This is a genomic window from Gemelliphila asaccharolytica (assembly GCF_001553005.1).
GTDB lineage: Bacteria > Bacillota > Bacilli > Staphylococcales > Gemellaceae > Gemelliphila > Gemelliphila asaccharolytica.
Genome location: NZ_KQ959904.1, coordinates 13,799 through 37,377 on the forward strand (window position 1 = coordinate 13,799; position 23,579 = coordinate 37,377).

Sequence of the window (23,579 nt, forward strand, 5' to 3'; positions counted from 1 at the left end):
GCTGAAAAAGAAAAAGAAATAAAAGCAAATGCAAAACTATCAGAAAAAGAACAAAATAAGGCACTAGCAGAAGCTAAAGCAGAGGCAAACAAAGCAAAAGAAAAAATAGATAAATTAGAAACGACTCAAGAAGTACAAACAGCAAAAGAGCAAGGAAAAGAAAAAATAAAAGCAATAAACCCAGTAGGAAAAGACAAAGCAAAAGAAGAAATAGACAAAGCACTTGCTGAAAAAGAAAAAGAAATAAAAGAAAATAAAAATGCAGTAGCAGAAGAAAAACAACGAGCACTAGACATGGCAAAAGAAGAGGCAAGAAAAGCAAAAGAAGAAATAGAACAAGCCTCATCAGATGAAGCAGTTGAAACAGCAAAAGAGCAAGGAAAAGAAAAAATAAATAAAGTAACTGTAGAAACAAAAGTAAAAGCACAAGCCAAAGAAGAAATAGACAAAGCCTTAGCTGAAAAAGAAAAAGAAATAAAAGCAAGTGCAAAACTATCAGAAAAAGAAAAACAAGGGGCATTAGCAGAAGCTAAAGCCGCAGCAAACAAAGCCAAAGAAGAAATAGATAAATTAGAAACGTCACAAGAAGTACAATTAAAAGTAAAAGAATTTATCTACACAACATTTATCCCAGTTCAAATAGAAAAAGGAAATTCTTTATCTGAAAAAGAAATAAAAGACAGCTTACATCTACCAAAAGAAGTAGAAATAGTTAATATAGAAAACAAAGACACAAGCAAATTAGGAAAAACAACAGTAAAAGTTACACTTAAACTTGCAGACGGAAAACAAATAACTATAAATGTACCGGTAGAAGTAATTGAAAAATCACAAAATGGAGAAGAAAATAGAAATAAAGTAGAAGATAAAGAAACAGCAAATAAACAAATAAATAAAGGAGAAAATCAAAAACAAGAAAAAGCACTACCAAAAACTTCACCTGCAAAAGAAGGTTCTAATAAATTCGCAGCTGCAGGAGTTTTACTAGCATTAGTATTATTAAATAGACGCCGAAAAAAAGAAAAATAAAAAACTAAACTAATTAAAAAAAATGGATAACTTAAAAAGCTATCCATTTTTTAATATTTCAATATAAAAAGAGTCAAAATTTATAAATTATTTATAGAAAATTTCCAAAAAAATTTGTTGAGAGTAAAAACAAAGAATTTAAAATTTAAGAAATAAAAAACGGACAAAACAAAAAAGAAATGATATAATAATGTTAAATCCTTAATTATACTAAAAAAAACTATCTAAAAAATAAAATAAAAATCATTATATTAATAAACAAAAAGAAAGGGTAAAAAATGGTAATACAATGGTTTCCTGGTCATATGAAAAAAGCAACCAGAGAAGTAAGAGAAAATTTAAAAAAAGTTGATATGGTTTTTGAAGTTGTAGACAGTAGATGCCCTAAATCATCACACAATAAATATCTAGAAGAAGTATTACAAAATAAAAAAAGAATTATAATATTTAATAAGATAGATTTAGCAAATAAAAAAGAAAGTGAAAAAATAAAAAAAGAATTTGAAAAAAAAGGGTACACTGTAGTTTTTTGTGATAGTAAAAATGCAAACAATTTAAATGGACTAATAAAAGAATCAAAAAATTTAATAAAAGAAAAAACAGAAAAACTAAAAGAAAAAGGTCTAAAAAAAAAAAAGTAAGAGCTATGGTAGTAGGAATGCCAAATGTAGGGAAATCTACCTTAATAAATAAAATAATGGGCAAAAAAATAGCTAATGCAAAAAACATACCAGGAGTTACAAAAAAACAGCAGTGGCTAAAATTAAACAAAGATATAGAATTACTAGATACACCGGGGATATTAGTACCAAAATTTGAAAATCAACAAATAGCAAAAAAACTATCCCTAATAGGACTTATAAAAGACGATATAACTCCACTTGATGAAGTTGCCTTATATTTATTAGACTTTATAAAAGAAAAAAGTCCCCAAAAAATAGAAGAATTATATAAAATAGAAATAAAAAACTTAACCAATATAGAAATAATGGAAGAAATAGCAAAAAAAAGATTTAAAAAAGTATCCGGTGATTATGACTACGATTCTGTGATAAACCTCTTAATTAAAGATTTTAGAACTCAAAAATTTGGAAAAATAACACTAGATAAATGTGATGAAAAATATGAAAATTAAAGAAATAAAAGAACTTTTAAAAAAAGAAGTACCCCAAGAGATATTAAATGAACTATCAAAAGATAAAAGAAAAGGAGTAGAAAAAGAACTAGAAAAATATTATAAAAAACAAAAGCAAAAAGAATTATTTAAAAAAGAATACCAAAAAAGAACTATTTATGAAAAAAAACTTTATGACAAGGGATATAAATATATTTGTGGAATAGACGAAGTAGGTAGAGGACCTTTAGCAGGACCATTAGTGGTAGCCTGCGTAATCTTAAAAAAAGACAGTTTCTTTGAAGGACTTTGCGACTCAAAAAAAATTCCCAGAAAAAAAAGAGAAGAGCTAGCAGAAAAGATAAAAAAAGAAGCTTTAGATTATGCTATATTAGAACTTGATAATTTTGAAATAGAAAAATATAATATATATGGTGCAACAAAGGTCGCTATGAAAGAATGTATAAAAAAATTGAAAATAAAACCAGACTTTTTATTAATAGACGCCATGAAAATAGAAAATGAAATAAAAAGTTTAAGTATAATAAAGGGCGATGATAAAAGTGTATCTATAGCAGCTGCAAGTGTCATAGCAAAAGTATATCGTGATCAAAAAATGACAGATTTAGCAAAAATATATCCATATTATGACTTTGAAAACAATATGGGATATGGCACAAAAAAACACTTAGATGGATTAAAAAAATATGGTTTTTGTAAAATACACAGAAGAGATTTCGAACCAATAAAAACAATGATAAAGGAGGTTTAGATGAATAACACTAAACAAATAACAAAACAAATAACAAAAAAAACAAAAAAAATAAGAACAACAAAAAATGAGAAAATAAGAATAACACCTCTTGGAGGAGTAGAGGAAGTAGCAAAAAACATGTATCTTGTAGAAATAAACGATGAAATGTTTTTACTAGATGCAGGACTAATGTTTCCAGAAGTGGAAATGATAGGGATAGACGCCGTAATACCAGATATAACATATGTTTTAAAAAATAAAGAAAAACTAAAAGGAATTTTCATTTCAAATGGTCACGTCAGTTCTATAGGAGCATTACCATATATAGCAGGAGAAATAAATTGTCCAATATTTGGGTCAAAATTAGCATTGGAACTTTTAAAAAATAACCTAAAAAGTTTAGGAATAAAAAGAAGATTGAAATTTAGATATGTAAACGAAAAAAGTTCATATAAATTTGGTAACACAGACGTAACATTTTTCAAAACAACATATTCAATGCCAGATTCATTAGGAATCGTATTATCCACTAAAAAAGGAAATATAGTATATACTGGAGAATTTAAATTTGACCAATCTGTAAGCAAAGAATACAAAGCAGATATGTACGAAATAGCAAAATTAGGTCAAAACAAAATTTTAGCATTAATAAGTGACTCTACAAATGCAAGTATAAGTGGCTACAACACTCCAGAAGTAGAAGCAGCAAGACAAATAGAAGAAGCATTTTATGATGCAAACAAAAGACTAATAGTAACGTGCTATGCATCTAACTTCTTAACAATGGGTCATATTTTAAGAGCCAGCATAAAACAAAACAGAAAAATATTCTTACTAGGAGAAGCAATAAACAACGCCGTAAGAGCAGCAAGAAAATTAGGATATATAAAAATAGAGGACGACAAATTTATAAAAAAAGAAAACTTAAAAAATTATCCTAAAAACGAAATTCTTATTCTTTCATCAGGAGAACAAGGAGAACCAATAGAAGCAATAAAAAACATAGCAGAAAGAAGAATAAAAGATATAACTATAGAAAAAGACGATACAGTAATGATAGCAGCAACACCATCACCAAATATGGAAGTTATGCTTTATAATACATTAAATCTTTTATCAAAACTAGGAGCCAACGTAGTAGCGTCATCAAAAAAACTTCACGCCTCAAGTCACGCAACCAAAGAAGAAGTAAAAATGATGATAAACTTAATAAAACCAACTTATTTAATACCGGTTCAAGGAGAATATAGAAATCTAAAAAAACATAAAGACGCCGCTATTGAAACAGGAATGAAAGAAGAAAATATATTCTTATTAGAAAAAGGAACTACATTAGACTTAACGGCAAAAAAAGCAAAAGTTTTCAAAAAAAATATAACGGTAGGAAACATATTAATAGACGGAAAAAGTGTAGGAGATGTAGAAGACGGAGTATTAAAAGAAAGAAAAATCCTAGCAAATGACGGAATATTTGTAGCATCATATGCAATAAGTAGAAAAACAAAAAAACTAATAGGAAGACCATGTATACAAACAAAAGGATTTGTATATGTGAAAAAAAGTAAAGAATTAATAAAAGAAGCAGAACAACAAGTAGCACAATATATAGAAAAAAATCCTATAAGAACAATAAGAGATTGTAAACAAATAAAAATAGAAATAAGAAAAATGCTATCAAGTTTACTATATGATAATACAAAAAGAAGACCTATAATAGTAGTCAACTTTTCATTAATATAAAACTATGTTTAAAAGGGAGGATTAAATGATAATAGCACACATTGACATGAACTGTTTTTATGCTAGTGTAGAAGAAAAATATAATCCATCCCTAAAAGGAAAACCTCTAGCAGTAGCAGGAGAAGAAATAAAAAGACATGGAATAATAGTAACATCAAACTATGAAGCAAGAAAAAAAGGAATAAAAACAACAATGAGAGTAGGAGAAGCAAAAAAACTTTGTCCTACTCTCAAAATAGTATCACCAAACTTTGCAAGATACCAAAAAGAATCAAAAAAAGTTTTCTCTCTAATAAAAACCTATCTAAAAAAAATAGAAATAGTATCAATAGACGAAGCCTATATAGACTTAACAGAAGAAGAAAATCCCATAAAAAAAATATATTATATTCAAAAAAAAATATATGAGGACTTAAAACTTCCCTCAAGCGTAGGAGTATCATACAATAAATTTTTTGCCAAAATGGCATCAAATATGAAAAAACCAAAGGGATTTACAATAATAAACAAAAAAAATTACCAAAAACTCCTTTATGAAATGGAAGTAGGGAAAATGCACGGTTGCGGGAAAAGTGGAGCCAAAAAATTAAACGAACAAGGTATTTATAAAATAAAAGATTTAGCAGAAGCAAACGAGGTAATTTTATATAGTATCCTAGGAATTCAAGGGCTTAGACTAAAGAAAAAAGCAAGAGGAGAAGACAGAAGAAAAGTAGAGATAAAAGTAGAAAGAAAATCAATAGGAAACTCTAAAACATTTTCTAAAGACTTAATAGAGGACAGAGAAATACTATTTGAACTTAACCAGATAGCAAAAAAAGTATCACAAAGAGCAAAAAATGCTGGCAAAGTAGGAAATAATATATCAATAACAATAAAATTTAATGATTTTAAAACAATAACCCGTTCAAAAAAAATAAATAGCTACATAAACGAAGAAAAAACCTTAGCAGAAGAAGCAATTGGCTTATTTTTAGATAACTATTCATTTGATAAAGGGATAAGGTTGATAGGAGTATCATTAAATAACATAATAAGCAGTGAAAATATAAAAGAACAACTAGATATTTTTACGGACTATGAAAATAGAAAAGATTTCAAATTAAAAAAAGCAATATTACAATTAAATAAAAAATATGGAAAAGAAGTAGTAAAAGAAATAAGAAAAGGAAAAAAAGAAAATATAATAACAACAAGTTTTAGCAAGGATTTTTTAGACTAATGGAATTAAAAATAACAAAAAGATTAAAAGAAGTAGCAAATCAAGTAAGACACAAAAGATTAGCCGACATAGGAACAGATCACGCATACTTACCAATATACTTAGCAAAAGCAAAAAAAATAGAATATGCTGTAGCAGGAGATGTAGTAGAAGGCCCACATAAAATTTCACTAGAAAATGTAAAAGAAAACAATCTAGAAAATGTCATAAAATGCAGAAAAAAAGACGGCTTAGAAGCAATAGAAAAACAAGATAAAATAGAAGTTATTACAATATGTGGAATGGGCGGAAAACTAATAAGCGACATTTTAGAAAAAGGAAAAGAAAAATTAAAAAAAGTAGAATGTTTAATACTTCAGCCCAATGTAGCAGAATACTTAGTAAGAGAAAAAGTAGAAGAATTAGGATATAAAATAATAGAAGAAAAAATAATAGAAGAAAGCTCTCATATTTATGAAATTATAGTTTGCATAAAGGGGGAAATGAAATTAAATGCAAAACAAAAAAAATATGGAGTATACTTGCCACAAAGAAAAGAAAAAGTCTTTATAAAAAAATATCAAAAAGAAATAAAAAAACTAGATTATATTTTAAAAGAATTAGAAAAAAGTGAAAAAACAAATAAAGAAAAAATATTGTCTTTACAAAAAGAAAAAAATATGATAAAAGAAGTTATCAGTAAAAAATAAAAAAACAAAAAAGGAGGTAAGTATTATGCAATTAACTTGTAAAAAAGATGCAAGAGATTTAATGAATTTTACAGTAAAATTTGGAAGAATTATGCTTTTTTACGGAGCAGAAATTTATAGAGTAGAAGACACAATTTATAGGATACTTAGCTCTTTTGAAAAAAATCAAACTGTCAATGTCTTAGTTTCATATAATTTTATCTTAGTTTCATTAATATATGAAGGAAGTAATATGACAACTATGAGAAGAGTTAATATAGGAGATAAAAATTTAGAAAAAATATCCTTATTAAACAACTTATCTAGAAGGATAGTAGCAGGAGAAGTAGAAGACCTTGATTGTGCTTTTTTCACCTTAAAAGCAATAAGAAACACAAAACCTTATAAAGATATAACAGTAGTACTAGCTTTGGTAATATCAGCTCCTTTTTTCGCAGTAATGTTTGGAGGAACATTTGAAGATTATATTTATTCTTTTATAATAATGGCATTAGAAGCATATTTTTTAATATATGCAACAAAGTACAAACTAATGTTTTACCTTAGCAATTTTTTAGGAGCTTTAATAGCCACAGTAGGAACAAACTGGCTAGCAAACTATTTTCCTATACAAAATCCACAAAGTATAATAATAGTAGGGCTTATGCCTTTAGTACCGGGAGTGCAAATAACAAACTCAGTTAGGGATTTTATGGCAGGAGATTATATGTCAGGTTTAGTAGGAACAATGGCAGCATCATTCATATCAATAGCGATTGCTCTTGGAGTAGTATTAGGATTAAGACTAAGCTAGGGGGAGAGAGAATGACAATAGAGTTTAGATATGATATAGTTTATTTATTAATCCAATTCTCACTAGGATTTATAATAACATTTGCTTTTGCAATATTTTTTAATGCACCAAAAAGATCATTAATAGAATGTTCACTAATAGGAAGTGTAGCTTGGATAGTATATATATGGGGACTGCATTTAACAGGGGATGTAGTGCTCGGGACTTTAATAGCAGCCATACTTGTAGGACTTTTGGCAGGCTACTCATCAAAAAGGTTAAAAATGCCAGCAACAGTATTTATTTATACAGGAATTATTCCACTAATTCCCGGATATGGACTTTATTACACAATGCACCATTTAGTAACAAAACATTATGAACTCGGAGCAAGAACAGGAGTAGACACTCTACTTCAGGCAGGAGCTATAGCAGTGGGAATATTAGTAGCTTCAGTATTTTCAGATTCAATAAAAAGGGTAAAAATAAGAAGAAGAAAAAGATAAAAATAAAAAAACAGTTTTGATTCTAAAAAAATTAAAGAATGAAAAAACTGTTTTTTTTTTTAATTTTAACAAAACAAATATTACAATTATTAAATAAATATTTCATTTATATTACAAATATTGTTAGCAAATAATAGTTGGAGTATAATATAAATGCGTTGAAATAAACGATGATATAAAAATAGAAATCATAAGGAGTGTAGGAAATGAAAAATGTTGCGAAGATAACAAGTGGTTTACTAGCAGGTGTCCTTTGTCTAACAGGATTTGAAGGAACAAATGTCGTAGAAGCAAAAACACTACCAAAAGTAGAATTAGAAAAATCAAACGAAAACTTAACAGCAAAAGTAGTAGAAATAAATGGAAAAAATTATGTTGAAGTAACAGCAACAAAAGATGTAAAAAATGTTAAAGTAACAGCAATAGTAGGAAAAGATGTTTTAACATTTGAAAAAGATTTACTAAAATCTGGAGAAAAACAAGAATTTGAATTAAAATTAGATTCTAGTTCTTCAAAAGCCTCAGAAACAGCTTCAGAAAAAGTATTACCAAAAACAAAAGCAGTAACAAAAGAAGTTACTGAAACTCTTAATGCAGAATTAAAAGAAAAAAATGTAAAATTAAAAGTAACATATACTTTAGAAAAAACAGTAGAAGTAGCTGAAGAAGCAAAATCAGAAGTTAAAAAACCAGAAGTTAAAAAAGAAACAAAACCAGAGGTAAAACAAGAAGAAACAAAAGAAGCTACAAAACCAGCTGAGCAAGAAGCAAAAACAGTAGCAAAAGAAGAAAAATCACAAGCAAAAACAACTAAAGAAGCAGATGTAGAAGTAACAAAAGTAGCAACAGATAGAGCTGCTAATGATGACTCTACATTAGTTCAACCAGAAGCAAAACCAGCGGCAAAACAAGCTGCTGAAACTTTAGGAAAACCTCAAGTAGTACAACCTAAACAAGAAGAAAAATTAGGAAGACCAGAAGTACAAGCACCAAAATCAGTCTTACCACAAAATGCTCAAAGTGGAGAATTTAATGAAACTATAGCAACAGAAGTATTCAATCAAATAAACGACCACAGAGTTGCAAATGGACTAAGTCCAGTAACAATACAAAACGCATCATCCTATGCATCATCTACAGAAACAAGATGTAAAGAATTTTATGAATTAATTGCTGTGCAAAAAAAAGAAGGAATGGAATTACACAAACGTCTTGATGGTAGACCATTCTACACAGCATTTAATAATAGAGTAGTAGGAGAAATACTAGCTACTTCACCTCAAGGTGCTAGTGGTTTACTACACTTCTGGAAAACATCTCAAGCACATAACGAAATGATGCTAAATCCTAAAGCAAAATCAGTAACAGTAAAAGTAAAAGTAGTTAATGGATGGGCATACGGAATAGCAATATTTAGCTAAAAGGAAGTTTATAAAAATCAAGTTAACATCTCCATAAAAAACTATAAAAATAGGGCAACTAAAAAGTTGTCTTATTTTTTTGCTATTGCAGTACATTATTGTTGATAAAGAATACAAATAAAAAAAGGTTGTACAATATAATCACATGCAAAAGATTAAAAGAGAAAACTACAAAAAAGAAACATTTCAAAAAAACTAAAGCAAACAAATAGCAATAAAAAATGCTCCACGTGAAACAAAAAAAAGCAGGTTGCCAATAAAAATAGAAAAACAACAATTAACATGGTAAAATAAAATAATAAGAAAAAAACAAAAAAACACTTCAAAAAAATATAAAATATATTTTGAACAAATTGTGTATAAAAAATATTAAATTTTTTAAAAAAATAAGATTAGGAAAAAAACTTTTTATTTTAGATGAAAATTAAGTTAAAATAATAATAATTATCAGTAGAGGGGGAAATCATAGAGAAAATCATGAAAATAGATAAAAGAAGTTTAAAATTATTCAATATAAAAAAAGAAGTATATTTAATAGCGATATTAAGAGTGATAAGTTTTTTGTGTTTTTTATATTTTTCATACAACTTTGTAAATTTTTTATTTGAAATAATTAATAGTAAACAAGGAGAACAAATTTTACTTTTCTGCATACTAAAAGCAGGGCTAGCGTTAATTATTTTTTATTTCACAAAATACTATGATAATAAACTATCTCATAAAATATCACAAAAAATAAGAAAAGGAATATCTTTTGAAATATATGATAAAGTCGAAAAACTGTCTTTAAATTACACAAATGCAGTTAGCACAGGTAATTTAGTAGTTATGAACTCATCATCACTAGCAAACATAGAAATGTATTTTAACAAATTTATTCCACAAATATATGCAACAATACTGATTGTCTTATCTTCACTTATAATATACTCGGCAATAAGTATATATTTAAGCATTGCAATGCTTATTTTATATCCATTAATACCTATTTCAATAATGGTAATATTAAAAAAATCAAAAAAAGTAAACAAAAAAACTTTTTCAGATTTTTTAAGTCTTTCGGAACTATTTTATGATAGACTAAAAGGCTTTGACATAGCAAAAATATATGGAAAAGAGGACAACATAAATAGAGAAATAGATAGAAGAAGTGAAAATTATAGAGTTTCAACTATGCAACTTTTAAAACATCAACTAAACTCAATTAATATAATGGATGCCATAAGCTATATATCAATATTTGTGATGAGTGTTATATCAATAACTGTTTTAAAAAATCCAGCATTAATAATTTTTGTAATAGTAGCAAGTTTTGAATGTTTTAAACCCCTTAGAGTACTGGGAGGACTTTTTCACATCTCAATGAGAGCAAATGTAGAATTTGACAATATTTATAAACTTTTAGATTATAAAGAAGAAGAAAAAGAAAATTCAATTCTTTTAGAAAAAGGAAAAGATATAGAATTTAACAACGTTAGTTTTGCATACAATAAAAATAATGTTTTAGAAAATATAAATATCAAATTAAAAAAAGGGACAAAAGTAGCTCTTGTAGGAGAAAGTGGAAGTGGAAAAAGTACCATTATAAAATTAATAATGGGACTAATAACACCAGTAAAAGGGGAAATAACATATGGAAATAAAAACTTATCAAAAATAAGTTTTAAAGAATTAACAAAACAAATGACGGTAATAACAAGTGATAGTTACTTAAATAATGCAAGTATAAGAGAACATTTAAAAATAAACGAAAATATAACAGAAGAGCAAATGTACAGGGCATTAGAAAAAGTAAACTTAAAAGAATTTGTTCAGGAAAAAGGAGGACTAGACTATAAACTAACTCCTGGAGGAGAAAACCTCTCTGGAGGACAAAAACAAAGGCTTCTAGCAGCAAAAGCTATATTAAAAGACAGTTACATCTATATACTAGATGAAGCAGTATCAAATATAGATGATTATAGCAAAGAAATAGTCTTGAAAGCTTTTGACAGTATAAAACAAGACAAGATAATAATAATAGTTTCTCATGATCTTCTTACAACAAAAAATTGTGATAACATTTATGTTCTAAAAGACAAAAAAATTATAGAAGAAGGAAATTATAACAAACTAACTAAAGAAGAAACTTTATATAAAAAATTATTAGAAGAGCAAGAAAATCTAAAAAATAAATATTTACTAAAAGGAGGAAAAGATGACTAAATTAAAAGACTTAAAAAATTTAATAAAAATAGTTAATGAACTAAAAAAACCACTATCATTAGCTACAATATTTGGAGCATTAGGACATTTAAGTGTCGTCTTTTTCACTTTATTTTTAACATTAGTATTTTTAGAAAAAGGCTTAACAATATATATATTTCTTATTTTAGCCTTTGTATTATCTTTCTTTAAAGGATTTTTTGCCTATGTAGAACAGCTCTTAAATCATTATGTTGCCTTCAAAGTATTACATATTTTAAGAATAAAAGTAATAGAAAAATTGAAAAAAGTATCTTTAAAAAACTTTTTCAAAAATAATTCTGGTGATTATATGACCATGATAACAACAGACATTGAAATATTAGAAGTTTTCTATGCACATACAATCACCCCATTTTTTATCTTTTTAATACAAACGGTAGTAATAAGCATTTTTATAGGAATTTTCAGTATAAAATTAGCTCTAATAACATTTGTAATATACTTAATAATAGGAATAGCCTACCCTTTATTATTCAAAGAAAAAGGGCAAATATACGGCGATAACTACAGAAAAGAAGTCAAAAACTTAGCGAATGACTCATCAGAAGAAGCATATTCTATATTTGAAGCAATTCAATATCAAAAAATTCAAGAAGTAAAAAGAAAAATAGAAAAAAGAGTAGAAAACTTTATAAAAGCTTCTTACAAAAAAGAGCATTTTAGATTTAACTTAGAATTTTTAAATATACTAACATATAATATAAGTGTAATTTTATTTATCTATTTTGCAAATATTTATATAGAAAATAAAAGCATAGTCGTTGCCCTTACAGCAATGTATATAGTATCCTTTGTACCAATAATATATATGGGAAATATAGCCTCAACATTAAGTCAGACAATGGCAGCAGGTAAAAGATTTTTAAATTTAATGGCAGAGGAAGAAGAGAGGGAAAACAATAAAAAAGTAGAATTTAACAAATTAGAAGTAAAAGATTTAACATTTGATTATGGAAAAGAAAATATTATTAAAAACATCAATTTCTCAGTAGAAAAAGGAGAAATTTTAGGAATTAGTGGAGCAAGTGGAAACGGGAAAAGCACCTTGGCAAAACTAATAATGAGAATCTTATCATATAGCAAAGGAAGTATAAAAATTGACCGTGTAGATATAAATGATATAAATATAAGATATTTCCGAGAAAATACTTCAATGATAATGCAAGAAAGCTATATGTATAAAGCAACCATAGAAAAAAATATCAGTATCTTTGAAAAAAAAATAGATAAAGAAAAAATAAAAGATACCCTAGAAAAAACAAATCTTTTAAAATTTGTAAATACTCTAGACAAAAAAGAACAAGAAAGAATAGAAGAAAAAAGCACAAATATATCATCAGGACAACGTCAAAGACTATCCACATCAAGAAGTATATATGCAGAGTCGAAACTTATTATTTTAGACGAAGCAACTTCAAATATTGACATATTCAGCGAAATAGAATTATTAAAAACATTAAAAGAAATAAAAAAAGATAAAATAATAATAATTATTTCTCATAATAAATCAACACTATCAATATGTGATAAAATTTTAAAAATGTAAAATTTTTTACCAAACAGCCAGAGAAAAAACTCGGGCTGTTTTTTTAAACTTATAGAACAAAAAATCAATAAAAATCACTTTGGCTAAATAAAAAACAAATAAAAATTATGACTAAGACTTAAAAAAAGAATAAAAATTTTAATTTTATACTTAATATTACTTAAATCTTCTTGATTTTCTAATTTTAATTATTTATAATAAAAGGAGAGGACAACTCAAAAAAATTCAAGGAGTAAAAATATGAATACAGAAAAATTTAACCATGTAGCAAATGCAAAAGGATTTATAGCAGCACTTGACCAAAGTGGAGGAAGTACACCAAGAGCCTTAAAAGCATACGGAATAGAAGAAGACAAATATTCTAACGATACAGAAATGTTCGACCTTATCCATGAAATGCGTTCAAGAATAATAAAATCAAAAGCATTTACAAGCAAAAGAATTTTGGGTGCAATTTTATTTGAAAAAACAATGGAAAGAAAAGTAGAAGGAAAATACACTGCAGAATATTTATGGGAAGATAAAAAAATAACAGCATTCTTAAAAGTAGACAAAGGGTTAAAAGAAGAAGAAGATGGCGTTCAATTAATGAAAGACATCCCTAACTTAGAAGAAATGTTACAAAGAGCATTGAAACATGGAGTATTTGGAACAAAAATGCGTTCTGTAATCAAATGTGCTAATGTAGAAGGAATTAAAAAAATAGTTAAACAACAATTTGAAATAGGAAAAATTATTGCAAGTCATGGATTAGTACCTATTTTAGAACCAGAAGTAAGCATTAAAGCAAATGATAAAGCAAAATGTGAAGAAATCTTAAAAGAAGAAATCTTAAAAGAACTAGGGAAATTAAAAGATGAAAAATTAATGTTCAAAATTACTTTACCAGAAAAAGCAAACCTATACAAAGAAGTAATAGAACATAAAAATGTAGTTAGAGTAGTAGCTTTATCAGGAGGATACACAAGAGAAAAAGCAAACGAAATGTTAGCACAAAACCACGGAGTTGTAGCAAGTTTCTCAAGAGCTTTAGTTGAAGGGCTAAATGTACACCAAAGTGATAGTGAATTTGATAAACTATTAGACGAATCAATAGAAAGTGTTTATCAAGCATCTATAAAATAAAAAACGCGAATTTCTGGACAAAAGGACAGTAAAAAAAATATTAACAAAAAGACATAGCTAAAAATACCCTTAAAAAGCAAGATTAACAAAAGCAAAATAAGGAAATTTAAAAAGCTTTGTCTTTTTTTAAAATTTTAAATAGACAAAAGAAAGAGAGAAAAAAATGAAAGTATATGAATACAGTAGATGTACAACCTGCAAGAGAGCAAAAAAATTTCTAAAAGAAAATAATATAGAAGCAGAATTTATAGAGATAAAAGAAGAAACCCCAACAAAAAAAGAACTACAAAAAATATTAGCAGAAAAAAATGTAGATATAAAAAAATTATTTAACACAAGTGGTATAAAATACAGAGAGCTAAATTTAAAAGACAAGTTAAAAGAAATGACCACAGAAGAAAAATTAAACTTACTTGTAAGTGACGGAATGCTTATAAAAAGACCATTAGTATACGATGAAAAAAAACACACTTACCTAATAGGTTTTAAAGAAGAAGAATGGCAAAAAAGTTTATTATCCTAGAAGCTTTAGAAAAAAGCTTCTTTTTTTTATCTTAAATTTTAAAAAGTTCACTGCGATAAACAAATTTAAAAAAGGAGCACATTATTTCTGCTACTAAACTTTTTTAAATATATTTAACTATTTAATACTATAAAAAATGAATAAAAAAGATATAAAATAAATATAAAAAAATTAATATAAAAAGTTAACGAATACAAACTAAATCCTTGATATAAAGCTGAATAGTGAAACAAAAACAAAAATAAAAAATAAAAATTATCATAAAAGATAATGAATTTCAGTACAAAAATTAGATAAAATAAAATATTTATGCTATAATAAATAAAATAAAATTTAGGATAAAAGAGAGCGAGCTTTCTAGAGTTATTTATAATTAAAATATTTTAAAAAACAAATTTTAAATAAGTAATTTTTAGAAAATAAGCTTAATTTTATCTAAAAAATAGGAGGAAAGAAAAATGTTAAAAGAAAGTTTGAAAGTAGCAAAAGCATTTAAAAAATCAGGATTGTTTTTAGGAGGGGCATTTTTTGCAACTAAGGGCGTAAAAATACTAACAAGTAAAGAGGCTAAAAAATGTTATTCAAAAGCACTATCAGCAACATTTAAATTGAAAGATGAGGTAGATACAGTATTATCAAAAGCAAAACAACACACAGAAGATGTCTACAATGATGCAAAAGCAAAATATAAAAAAGACAAAAAAGAAGAAGAATTAAAAATAATAGCTGGACAAGACGATGAAATTTAAAATAAAATATTTAGGAATAACTTACGCTAGAGTAAAAGCTCCCTTTTATTTAACAGGAAGTATAAGAGATTATTTTAAAAAAGAAGCTGAAAAATGCTCATTTATAGAAAAAATATCTTTTTATTTAGATGAATTTACCTTTTCAATTTATTTTCATGAAAGAGAAGCCAATGTAGGGGACATAGAAAGTTTTCTTTTAAAAATAAAAAAAGAAGAAATAAAAAAATTGGCACTTATAGAGGATGAAAAAGAAGAAACAGCTTATTCAATCATATCTAACGCTATAACAAAAAGAATTTTTTATAAAATATTTATTCCTTTCCCGTTAAGATACCTTAATACTTTATATAACTCTTATCATTATATAAAATCGGCCTTAAAAGAAAAGCGTTTATCTATGGAAGTATTAGATAGCAGTGCTATTTTAATTTCACTATTTATAAATAAATCCCAAACAGCAAGTAATATAATGTTTATGTTAAATCTAGGCAATAAACTTGACTGTTGGTCACTTAAAAAATCAATTAAAGATTTAGAAGAAGGACTTAAAGAAAAAGAATATCAAGTTTTTGTTTTAGAAAATGGTAAAAAATTTTTAAGAAAAACAAGTGAAATAAATGTAGGAGATATAATTCAAGTATCAGAGGGAAGCGAAATTTTATACGATGGTATAGTCTACGATGGCAGTGGTATGGTAAATGAAAGTTCATTAACTGGAGAAAGTTTCCCAATTGAAAAAATTAAAGGGAGCGAAATATACTCAAATACAATTTTACAATCAGGAGAAATCTATTTAAAAGTAACAAATAATAAGCTAAATTCAAGAATATTTAGGCTTGTAGAGTTAATGAAACAAGGAGAAAGAATTAAAGACTCAAAACAAAGAAGTTTTATAAGTTTGGCAGATAAAGTAGTTAAATATAATTTTCTAGGAGCAGGGCTTACTTATTTATTAACAAGATCATTTAATAAAGCAATTTCATTTTTATTAGTAGATTTTTCATGTGCTATAAAGATAGCTACTCCGGTAGCATATTTATCAGCGGTAAAAAAAGCGTTAGATAAAAAAATTATGATAAAAAGTGTTGATGTTTTTGATATCTATAAGGATATAGACACCTATTTATTTGATAAAACTGGGACAATAACAGTATCAACCCCCAAAGTGAAAAAAGTTTTAACATTTAATGGATTTACATATGAAACAGTAGTAAGAATAAGTGCGTGTTTAGAAGAACATATTCACCACCCAATAGCAAATGCAGTAGTAACAAAAGCAAGTGAAGAAGGAATTATTCACGAAGAAATGCACGATAAATTAAACTATATAGCAAGTAAGGGGATAAAATCTACAATAGATTCAGAAATGGTTGTTATAGGCAACTATAAACTAATGAAAGAAGAAAATATAGAAATAACAGAAGAACAAGAAAAAATAATAAAAGAAAATAAAGAAAAAACAAATCTACTTTTTTTAGGATATAAACAAAGCTTAGCAGCTATATTTTTAATAGACACACCTTTAAGAAGAGAAGCAAAAGAAGTAATTGAAAAATTAAAAGAGCAAGGAAAAGAAGTAATTTTAGCTACAGGAGATACTTATGAAAGAACCCAAAATGTACTAAAAGGATTAGAATTTTCTAAAGTATATACAAACTTAAAACCAAAAAATAAATACGAAATTATCCTAAAACTAAAAAAAGAAGGGAAAAAAGTTTTGATGATAGGAGATGGGTTGAATGATTCTGCAGCAATATCTCTTGCAAATATAGGAATTGTAATGAATGATAGTGCAGACATATCAAAACAAATGAGTGACGTAGTGCTACTTAATAATAATTTAAAATCTTTATTAATTATGGAGCAGGTATCTTATAAATTAGAAAATTTAATCAAAAAAAATATTAAAGAAACAGTAGCAGTTAATAGCTCACTAATCTGTTTGGGACTATTTAATATAGTAAACCCAACTCTTTTATCAATTTTTCATAATTTAACAACTTTGAAAATAGTAGTAAGGAGCTTAAAGATAAATTAATAAAAAAAGACATTTTAAAAGGCTTTGAGAGTAAAGCCTTTTTTTTAATTTAAATAATAGTTTGTTCATAGAAAACCCCGAGCTTTAAAATCAAAAAAAGATTGTACATAGAGAAAACCCTAGCTTCAAAATCAAAACAAAAGGTTGCACATATAGAAAACCCCGAGTTTTAAATCAACAAAAGGTTGTACATAGAGAGACCCCCGAGCTTTAAAGTCAAAAAAAGGTTGTACATAGAGAGACCCCGAGCTTTAAAATTAAAAAAACAAAACAAAAAAAAAGAAACTAGCCTGAGGTTAGCTAGTTTCATAATTTTACAATTATTTTGAAATTTTTTGTTTCATATTTTTATTTTTATCGTTATAAACTTTTTTAGCTATAGCTATAATAATTGATATAGCAAATAGGCAAGAAAGACCTATAAATAAGCCCTTAGCTCCACCTGTTAGAGTACCTCCAACATAAGAATAAACGATAGTAGCAGGTAGCTGCCCTATACCTGTATAAAGCATGAAGTGAAAAAATCTCATATTTGTAAGACCGGCCCCGTAGCTCACGAAGTCGAAAGAAACAAAAGGCAAAAGTCTACAAACTAGAATTGTGTATTTACCATATTTTTCAAAAAATCCATCTACACTCTTCATAGCACCTTTGCTTGTTAATTTTTCCACAGCCCCGCGTCCTAAAGCACGAGCTAAATAGAAACATAATGCGGCACCTGCCATTGCAGATGACCAAGAAAGAATTGCTCCTAATACCCAACCGAAAATTGCGGCATTAGAAAGGGTAATTAAGAATGCAGGAATAGGAGCTACAATAGCTTGAAGTACCATCAGGGTAAAAGATACAACAGCTGCATATGCCCCATATGAGCGTAGATAATCTATAACGACCTTAAGGTCTAACTGAGAAATAATACTAAACGCATTGTCAATGTTAGTTTTAACAAAAGGCACAGCAAAATAAATGATTAGGGAGATTGTAATTATTGCTAATGCAATCAATTGTTGAAGCTGGCGATTTACCAATGAATTTTTCTCTTTCTCGGTAGTGTCTTTTTTTTCTACTATATTACTCAAATATATTTCCTCTTTTTGTTTATTTAGAATACTTTTTTAAAAATAAACGTAGCTATTTATTTAGATAACCTAAAAGTGAAAAATAATTATGACAGAATAAATTATTTTTTATAGGTTAAAAAAAGTATATCCTATAACAGAGATTAAAAAATTTGGGCAGAAATTCCTTATCTATCTAAATTAATTGAGATAACAGGGTTTTTTTAATTTAGCAGATAAAATCTCATATAGTTGTAAAATAATATATGTAAACCTCATTTAATATTAATTTTACGATATATATTATAACAAGAAAACGGTTATAATACAATAGAGTTTTTAAAATTATCTATAAATCGCTTTTATTACGCAAGAACAGTACCTTTAGTATCAAGTGTTTTAAGACGATAAAAAAAATATATTTATAATTATGTTATAAATATATGTATTTTATTTTTCTGTCATTTTATTTTTTTAAAATAATTATAGTACAGTTAGAAATGTCTTATAATATAATAAAATGTTTAAATATTTAAAAATTAAATAATATATCTTGTTAATAAATAATTAGAAATATAGTTTTAATTGTAAATAATTTTTATTTTTTGTATAATAAAATATAGTTAGTAAAAAGTTAGGTGATAGAAAAATAAAAAAAAGATTTTTTGGGATAAAAAGGGACATGTCAAGGGCAGCTATAGCTGGGGTTTGTGCAGGGATAGCAAAACGTTTTAATTTTGATATTTCTACAGTAAGACTAGTAGTTTTAATAAGTGTTGTTCTTTCATTTTTTACTACGATTATAATTTATTTTATTTTGGCTAATGTACTGCCAAAAGATTATTCTGGTATGGACGATTTTTTCTTTGATTTTACCAAAAAAAATAAAATAGATGATGATTACATAGATGTGAATGGTAGAGAATTATAATTTTTAATTTATTTTATTATATTTAAGTTCACAGTAACCTTATAAGTAGAATAAGGTTATTTTTTTAAAAAAAGAAAAATTTTTAAAAAAAGCCCTCAGTTTTTTTTACTGAGGGTTTTATCTATTTATTTTTTCTAAGGGTATTCTATATGACTTGTTGGTTCTTATTCCCGGACGAATTTCTCCCATTATAGAATAAATACTATTATGAATACATACTAAGCTGTTTCCGCATGGGGCAGGAAAGTTTATTTCTCCTGGAGAAGTCCAAGAGTCAAGTTTATAGTTATAAATTAGTAATTTTTTATTCCAGTTGAAGTAAGAAGGTTCTTGTGAAAAATAGAATTGTCTAAATTTATTTTTATCTTCACTTTTAAATGTAGCAAATTTTTTACACGCTTCGTCCCAAATTTTTTTGTTGAAGCCTCCAATAACTACCATTTCTTTATCGTTAATTTTTATATTTCCGGCTCCGACAATAGAAATTTTTTTATTTCCTGCTTTGACATCAGATATTTTGATCCAGATTTTTTTTCTTATATTGTATTTGTATCCTTCTGTATAAGCTATATTATTTGCTCCGCTAAAGACTACTATTTCGTCTTCAAAAATTTCTGATACACATTGAATTCTACCTGATGCAGGGAATGATGAAATTTCTTTGTTTTCTTGAGTAAATATATTAAAAGCGAAAAATCTGTCTGATATTTCTCCATTAATTTTTCCTAATCCATAATAAATTATTCCATTATAGATATGAGCTATGTGCTGTTCTATTGAAAAGTTGAGATTTGCATATTCTTGGACGTGTAGTTTATTATTTATAACATTTATTTTTAAAATCCGGTTGCCTCCAACATAAAAAAGCATTCCACTGAAACTTACACATTTACCGTCTGCTACTGGTTGTTCAAATTCTGTAGTGTCTAAAATTTGGAAAGAATTTTCCACAGGTCTTATTAAGTGTAAGAATTTATGGATTACCCTTTTACCTCCTTCAAGAGCAGTTCCAAAGGGAAAGTTACTTCCTCCTCCAAGAACTATTTTGTTATCTATAACCCCACAAAGCATATTACTAACACCTATGTTTTCTCTGTACCCTTTTTCTAAGGGGAGAGGGGGGACGTCAAAGCATTTTATTGTATTAACCATTTTACCTCTTTCTAATTTTTGTAGTTTGCTTTTTCATCTACAAAAATATGTACATTTGGATGTTGTTTTAAGACTGTACAAGGAATTTCTTCTGTTACTTCATAGTCGCTAAGTAATTTTTTTATTGCATTTTTTTTGCTTTCTCCAAAGGCTAAAAGAATTATTATTTTTGCTTTCATAATATCTTTAATTCCCATGGTAACGGCATATTTAGGTACTAAAGATTCATCATTATCAAAAAATCTTGAGTTTGCTTTAATAGTTTCTTTGTTTAAATTTACCTTATGAACACCTGTACTAAATGAGGTGAAGGGTTCATTAAAGCCAATATGGCCATTACTTCCAACACCTAAAATTTGCACGTCTATCTGTCTATTATCTAACAGATTTTGATAATTTTCAATAGCTTTTTTTAAATTTTTATTAGAAGCGTCAGGAATATGGATATTTTCTTTTTTTATGTCAATATGATTGAAGAGATGATGATTCATAAAGTAGTGATAACTTTGTTTGTGGTTATAATCTATAGCGACATATTCATCTAGGTTAAAAGTTTCTATATTTTGATATGAAAAACCGTCTTTATAGTATTTAATCATTTCTTTATATAAAGCAGTAGGGGAGCTTCCTGTAGCTAATCCTAGGGTAGAAGTAGGGGTAAGGTATTTTTTTAATAGCTCAAAGGCCTTTTTACTTGCTTCTTCTTTGTTTTTAAATACGTAGTAGTTCATGTTACTCTCCTATTTTATTTTTTTTGTGAGGGTTATTTTCTTTTTTTTAAAAATTTTTAAATGCTATTTTTCCTTTTGTTAGGGTGAAAAGGGTATTGTAATCATCATCTAGGACTGTTATGTCTGCATCGTTGCCTACTTTTATTTTTCCTTTTTTATTGTCGATACCTAAGAATTTTGCAGGGTTTATTGTGCATGAGTTTATGGCACTTTCCATGTCAATATTTGCTTTTTCTATTAGTATTTTTAGTCCGTTTGATATTTTTAAAGTTGAACCAGCAAGTCTTCCATCATCTCTGTGAGCACTTCCGTCTGGATAGATTGTTATATTTTCTCCACCAAAAATATATTTTCCTTCTTTTAGTCCTTTTGCACAAAGACAGTCAGTTACCATAAGAGCGTAATTTTTCCCTTTTGCATTAAAGAAAATTTTTAAAGCTTGGATGGTAGAGTGAATACCGTCTGTTATTATTTCTCCATATTCTGTAGATGAGCTAAGTGCAAAGCCTACTTGACCATTTTCTCTGTGATGAAATCCGCTCATTCCATTGAAAACATGAGTTTGAGAAGAGGCTCCATTTAAAAAACTCAAAGCACTTTGTTTATATGTGGCACTAGAATGACCTAAACTTACTTTTATTCCTAGACTTGCTATATATTTTGTCAGTTCAAAATTTTCATCTTTTTCACACGCCATAGTTATAATTTTTATTAGATTTCCACTTGCCTGCATGTATTTTTTAAATTGGTTTATATCTGGTTTTTGGAGGCAGTTTAGAGGTTGTGCTCCTCGTTTTTCTTCATCTAAGTAAGGTCCTTCAAAATTAACTCCTAAAATTTCAGCACCTTTATAATCAGAGTTTGCCACTTTTTTTATATTTTCTAATGCTTTTATTAAAACTTCTTCTTTTTGAGTTATTGTTGTCGGTAAAAATGAAGTTACTCCCTCTTCTGGCAATTTCTCTGCCCAAGTTTTTAGTCCTTCCTCTTTGGCGTCATTAGTATCAAAACCGTATGCTCCGTGAGTGTGAATGTCTATAAAACCGGGAAAAATTCTATTATTTAAAAAGTCATAATCTACATTTTTTTTATCATCATAATCGAAAATATTTGTAATTTTTTCGTCTTTTATTTCTATTATAAGGGGTAAAAATTGACCTAATACCCAAACTTTTTTACTTTTTATTAACATATATTACCTCTAAAAATAAAGCCTGAGTATTCAGGCTTATAAGTTGTAATCTTTAACTAATTTTTTAAGTTCATCTAATTTATTTTCATCAAATTGACGCATTGGTTTTTTGCAATATCCTGCATTAAGTCCTTTTATTTTTAGGATTTCTTTTATTGTTTGATAAAGACCTAATTGTAGTATTTTTTCTATCACATCATTTGCCTTATGTTGAAGATTGTATGCTTTTTCTACTTCTCCTTTTTTTGCAAGAGTGAATATTTCTTTTGCTAAACTTCCTTGAATGTTGTATGTAGAACCAATAGCTCCATCAACGCCACTTATACCGGCTTGAACAAGCATTTCGTCAAATCCAGAGAATATCAAAGTATCTGGGAATCTTTTTCTAAATCTTTCTAATTGATAAAAATCTGCCGCTGTGTATTTTACCCCAATGATTTTTTCATCTGATAAAAGCTCACTAAACTCGTCCATGCTTATTTTAACTCCTGTTAAAACGGGGATATAGTAAATAATCATGTTGTTATTTGTTTCTTTGATAATTGTTTTGTAGTATTCTTTTATTTCCTCAAAACTAAATGGATAATAAAATGGAGTAACTGCTGAAAGACTGTCATAACCTAACTTTGTTGCATACTTACCAAGTTCACAAGCTTCAAAAAGATCAAGACTGCCGACTTGTGCAATTAGATTTATTTTATCTTTTGCTACTTCTTTTGTAATTTTGAAAATTCTTTTTTTTGTTTCAGTATCAATTAAAAAGTTTTCTCCACTGCTTCCATTAACATAAAGTCCATCAACTTTATTAACTTCTATATTGTATTTAACTATTTCTCTAAGACCTTCTTCTATTAAGTTGCCTTCTTTATCAAATGGGGCAACTAATGCAGAATATATACCTTTTAAGTCTTTCATAATTCCTCCTGAATTTAACACATTAAATTATTAATATAATAATTGTATATCTTTTATAAAACGCTGTCAAGTGAAAGAAAGTAGCTTTAAAATTTATGGGTATTCGGATTTTATGGTGGAAAAGG

22 protein-coding genes are annotated in these 23,579 nt (G+C 27.1%); 17 read left to right on the forward strand and 5 right to left on the reverse strand.

The features are described 5' to 3' along the window. The 16 genes from HMPREF1871_RS05230 to HMPREF1871_RS05300 form a co-directional block, all read left to right on the forward strand. Window positions 1-1,029 (forward strand): DUF1542 domain-containing protein (locus HMPREF1871_RS05230; protein WP_157058075.1); only part of this gene is annotated, 1,029 nt, incomplete at its 5' end. 278 nt (window positions 1,030-1,307) lie between these two features. Next, window positions 1,308-1,670, forward strand: a complete 363-nt coding sequence (gene rsgA / locus HMPREF1871_RS06410) for a GTPase RsgA (RefSeq protein WP_232297380.1) — start codon at window positions 1,308-1,310, stop codon at window positions 1,668-1,670. A gap of 5 nt (window positions 1,671-1,675) precedes the next feature. Further along, window positions 1,676-2,164: a YlqF/YawG family GTPase gene (locus tag HMPREF1871_RS06415; RefSeq protein WP_232297381.1), complete on the forward strand. Its 489-nt coding sequence runs from the start codon at window positions 1,676-1,678 to the stop codon at window positions 2,162-2,164. Beyond that, on the forward strand, window positions 2,154-2,915 hold the full coding sequence (locus tag HMPREF1871_RS05240) for a ribonuclease HII (protein WP_066130925.1): 762 nt from the start codon (window positions 2,154-2,156) through the stop codon (window positions 2,913-2,915). The genes HMPREF1871_RS06415 and HMPREF1871_RS05240 overlap by 11 nt, the downstream gene beginning before the upstream one ends. Further along, the gene (locus HMPREF1871_RS05245) at window positions 2,916-4,637 is read left to right on the forward strand and encodes a ribonuclease J (RefSeq protein ID WP_066130844.1); all 1,722 of its coding nucleotides are present in this window, start codon (window positions 2,916-2,918) and stop codon (window positions 4,635-4,637) included. Between the two features lie 25 nt (window positions 4,638-4,662). Then, a complete protein-coding gene (locus tag HMPREF1871_RS05250) occupies window positions 4,663-5,859 on the forward strand; it encodes a DNA polymerase IV (RefSeq protein WP_066130849.1) in 1,197 nt (398 codons plus the stop codon). Then, window positions 5,859-6,548 carry a tRNA (adenine(22)-N(1))-methyltransferase gene (locus HMPREF1871_RS05255; RefSeq protein ID WP_066130851.1) on the forward strand — a complete coding sequence of 230 codons (690 nt, stop codon included), beginning with the start codon at window positions 5,859-5,861 and terminating at the stop codon, window positions 6,546-6,548. Before HMPREF1871_RS05250 ends, HMPREF1871_RS05255 begins: the two co-directional genes overlap by 1 nt. Before the next feature lie 25 nt (window positions 6,549-6,573). After that, window positions 6,574-7,341, forward strand: a complete 768-nt coding sequence (locus HMPREF1871_RS05260) for a threonine/serine exporter family protein (protein ID WP_066130854.1) — start codon at window positions 6,574-6,576, stop codon at window positions 7,339-7,341. Window positions 7,342-7,352: 11 nt separating this feature from the next. Then, the gene (locus tag HMPREF1871_RS05265; RefSeq protein ID WP_066130857.1) at window positions 7,353-7,826 is read left to right on the forward strand and encodes a threonine/serine exporter family protein; all 474 of its coding nucleotides are present in this window, start codon (window positions 7,353-7,355) and stop codon (window positions 7,824-7,826) included. Window positions 7,827-8,032: 206 nt separating this feature from the next. Further along, window positions 8,033-9,247 (forward strand): CAP domain-containing protein, encoded by a 1,215-nt coding sequence (locus HMPREF1871_RS05270; RefSeq protein WP_066130858.1) that lies wholly within the window; start codon window positions 8,033-8,035, stop codon window positions 9,245-9,247. A gap of 477 nt (window positions 9,248-9,724) precedes the next feature. Further along, window positions 9,725-11,452, forward strand: coding sequence for an ABC transporter ATP-binding protein/permease (locus tag HMPREF1871_RS05275; protein ID WP_066130860.1), 1,728 nt, complete (start codon window positions 9,725-9,727; stop codon window positions 11,450-11,452). Beyond that, a complete protein-coding gene (locus HMPREF1871_RS05280) occupies window positions 11,445-13,040 on the forward strand; it encodes an ATP-binding cassette domain-containing protein (RefSeq protein WP_066130863.1) in 1,596 nt (531 codons plus the stop codon). Before HMPREF1871_RS05275 ends, HMPREF1871_RS05280 begins: the two co-directional genes overlap by 8 nt. Before the next feature lie 240 nt (window positions 13,041-13,280). After that, window positions 13,281-14,165, forward strand: coding sequence for a fructose bisphosphate aldolase (locus HMPREF1871_RS05285; protein ID WP_066130865.1), 885 nt, complete (start codon window positions 13,281-13,283; stop codon window positions 14,163-14,165). Between the two features lie 163 nt (window positions 14,166-14,328). Beyond that, window positions 14,329-14,688: an arsenate reductase family protein gene (locus tag HMPREF1871_RS05290; protein ID WP_066130870.1), complete on the forward strand. Its 360-nt coding sequence runs from the start codon at window positions 14,329-14,331 to the stop codon at window positions 14,686-14,688. Window positions 14,689-15,146: 458 nt separating this feature from the next. Beyond that, entirely contained in the window at window positions 15,147-15,437 is a 291-nt protein-coding gene (locus tag HMPREF1871_RS05295; RefSeq protein WP_066130874.1) for a DUF6110 family protein, read from the forward strand. Continuing rightward, the gene (locus tag HMPREF1871_RS05300; protein ID WP_066130877.1) at window positions 15,427-17,475 is read left to right on the forward strand and encodes a heavy metal translocating P-type ATPase; all 2,049 of its coding nucleotides are present in this window, start codon (window positions 15,427-15,429) and stop codon (window positions 17,473-17,475) included. Before HMPREF1871_RS05295 ends, HMPREF1871_RS05300 begins: the two co-directional genes overlap by 11 nt. A 320-nt stretch (window positions 17,476-17,795) precedes the next feature. On the opposite strand, the gene HMPREF1871_RS05305 is transcribed toward HMPREF1871_RS05300, so the two are convergent. Next, window positions 17,796-18,554: a TVP38/TMEM64 family protein gene (locus HMPREF1871_RS05305; RefSeq protein WP_232297382.1), complete on the reverse strand. Its 759-nt coding sequence runs from the start codon at window positions 18,552-18,554 to the stop codon at window positions 17,796-17,798. A gap of 661 nt (window positions 18,555-19,215) precedes the next feature. On the opposite strand from HMPREF1871_RS05305, the gene HMPREF1871_RS05310 reads away from it, so the two are divergent. Next, window positions 19,216-19,464: a PspC domain-containing protein gene (locus HMPREF1871_RS05310; RefSeq protein ID WP_066130880.1), complete on the forward strand. Its 249-nt coding sequence runs from the start codon at window positions 19,216-19,218 to the stop codon at window positions 19,462-19,464. 117 nt (window positions 19,465-19,581) lie between these two features. On the opposite strand, the gene HMPREF1871_RS05315 is transcribed toward HMPREF1871_RS05310, so the two are convergent. Genes HMPREF1871_RS05315 through HMPREF1871_RS05330 form a run of 4 tightly spaced genes read right to left on the reverse strand, consistent with a single transcriptional unit; the run spans window position 19,582 to window position 23,454 of the window. Then, on the reverse strand, window positions 19,582-20,616 hold the full coding sequence (locus HMPREF1871_RS05315; protein WP_066130883.1) for a cyclically-permuted mutarotase family protein: 1,035 nt from the start codon (window positions 20,614-20,616) through the stop codon (window positions 19,582-19,584). Window positions 20,617-20,627: 11 nt separating this feature from the next. Then, window positions 20,628-21,347: a glucosamine-6-phosphate deaminase gene (nagB, locus tag HMPREF1871_RS05320; protein WP_066130888.1), complete on the reverse strand. Its 720-nt coding sequence runs from the start codon at window positions 21,345-21,347 to the stop codon at window positions 20,628-20,630. 46 nt (window positions 21,348-21,393) lie between these two features. Further along, window positions 21,394-22,539 carry an N-acetylglucosamine-6-phosphate deacetylase gene (nagA, locus tag HMPREF1871_RS05325; RefSeq protein ID WP_066130891.1) on the reverse strand — a complete coding sequence of 382 codons (1,146 nt, stop codon included), beginning with the start codon at window positions 22,537-22,539 and terminating at the stop codon, window positions 21,394-21,396. A 36-nt stretch (window positions 22,540-22,575) separates the two neighbouring features. Next, window positions 22,576-23,454, reverse strand: a complete 879-nt coding sequence (locus HMPREF1871_RS05330) for an N-acetylneuraminate lyase (protein ID WP_066130894.1) — start codon at window positions 23,452-23,454, stop codon at window positions 22,576-22,578. Between the last annotated feature and the right edge of the window lie 125 nt (window positions 23,455-23,579).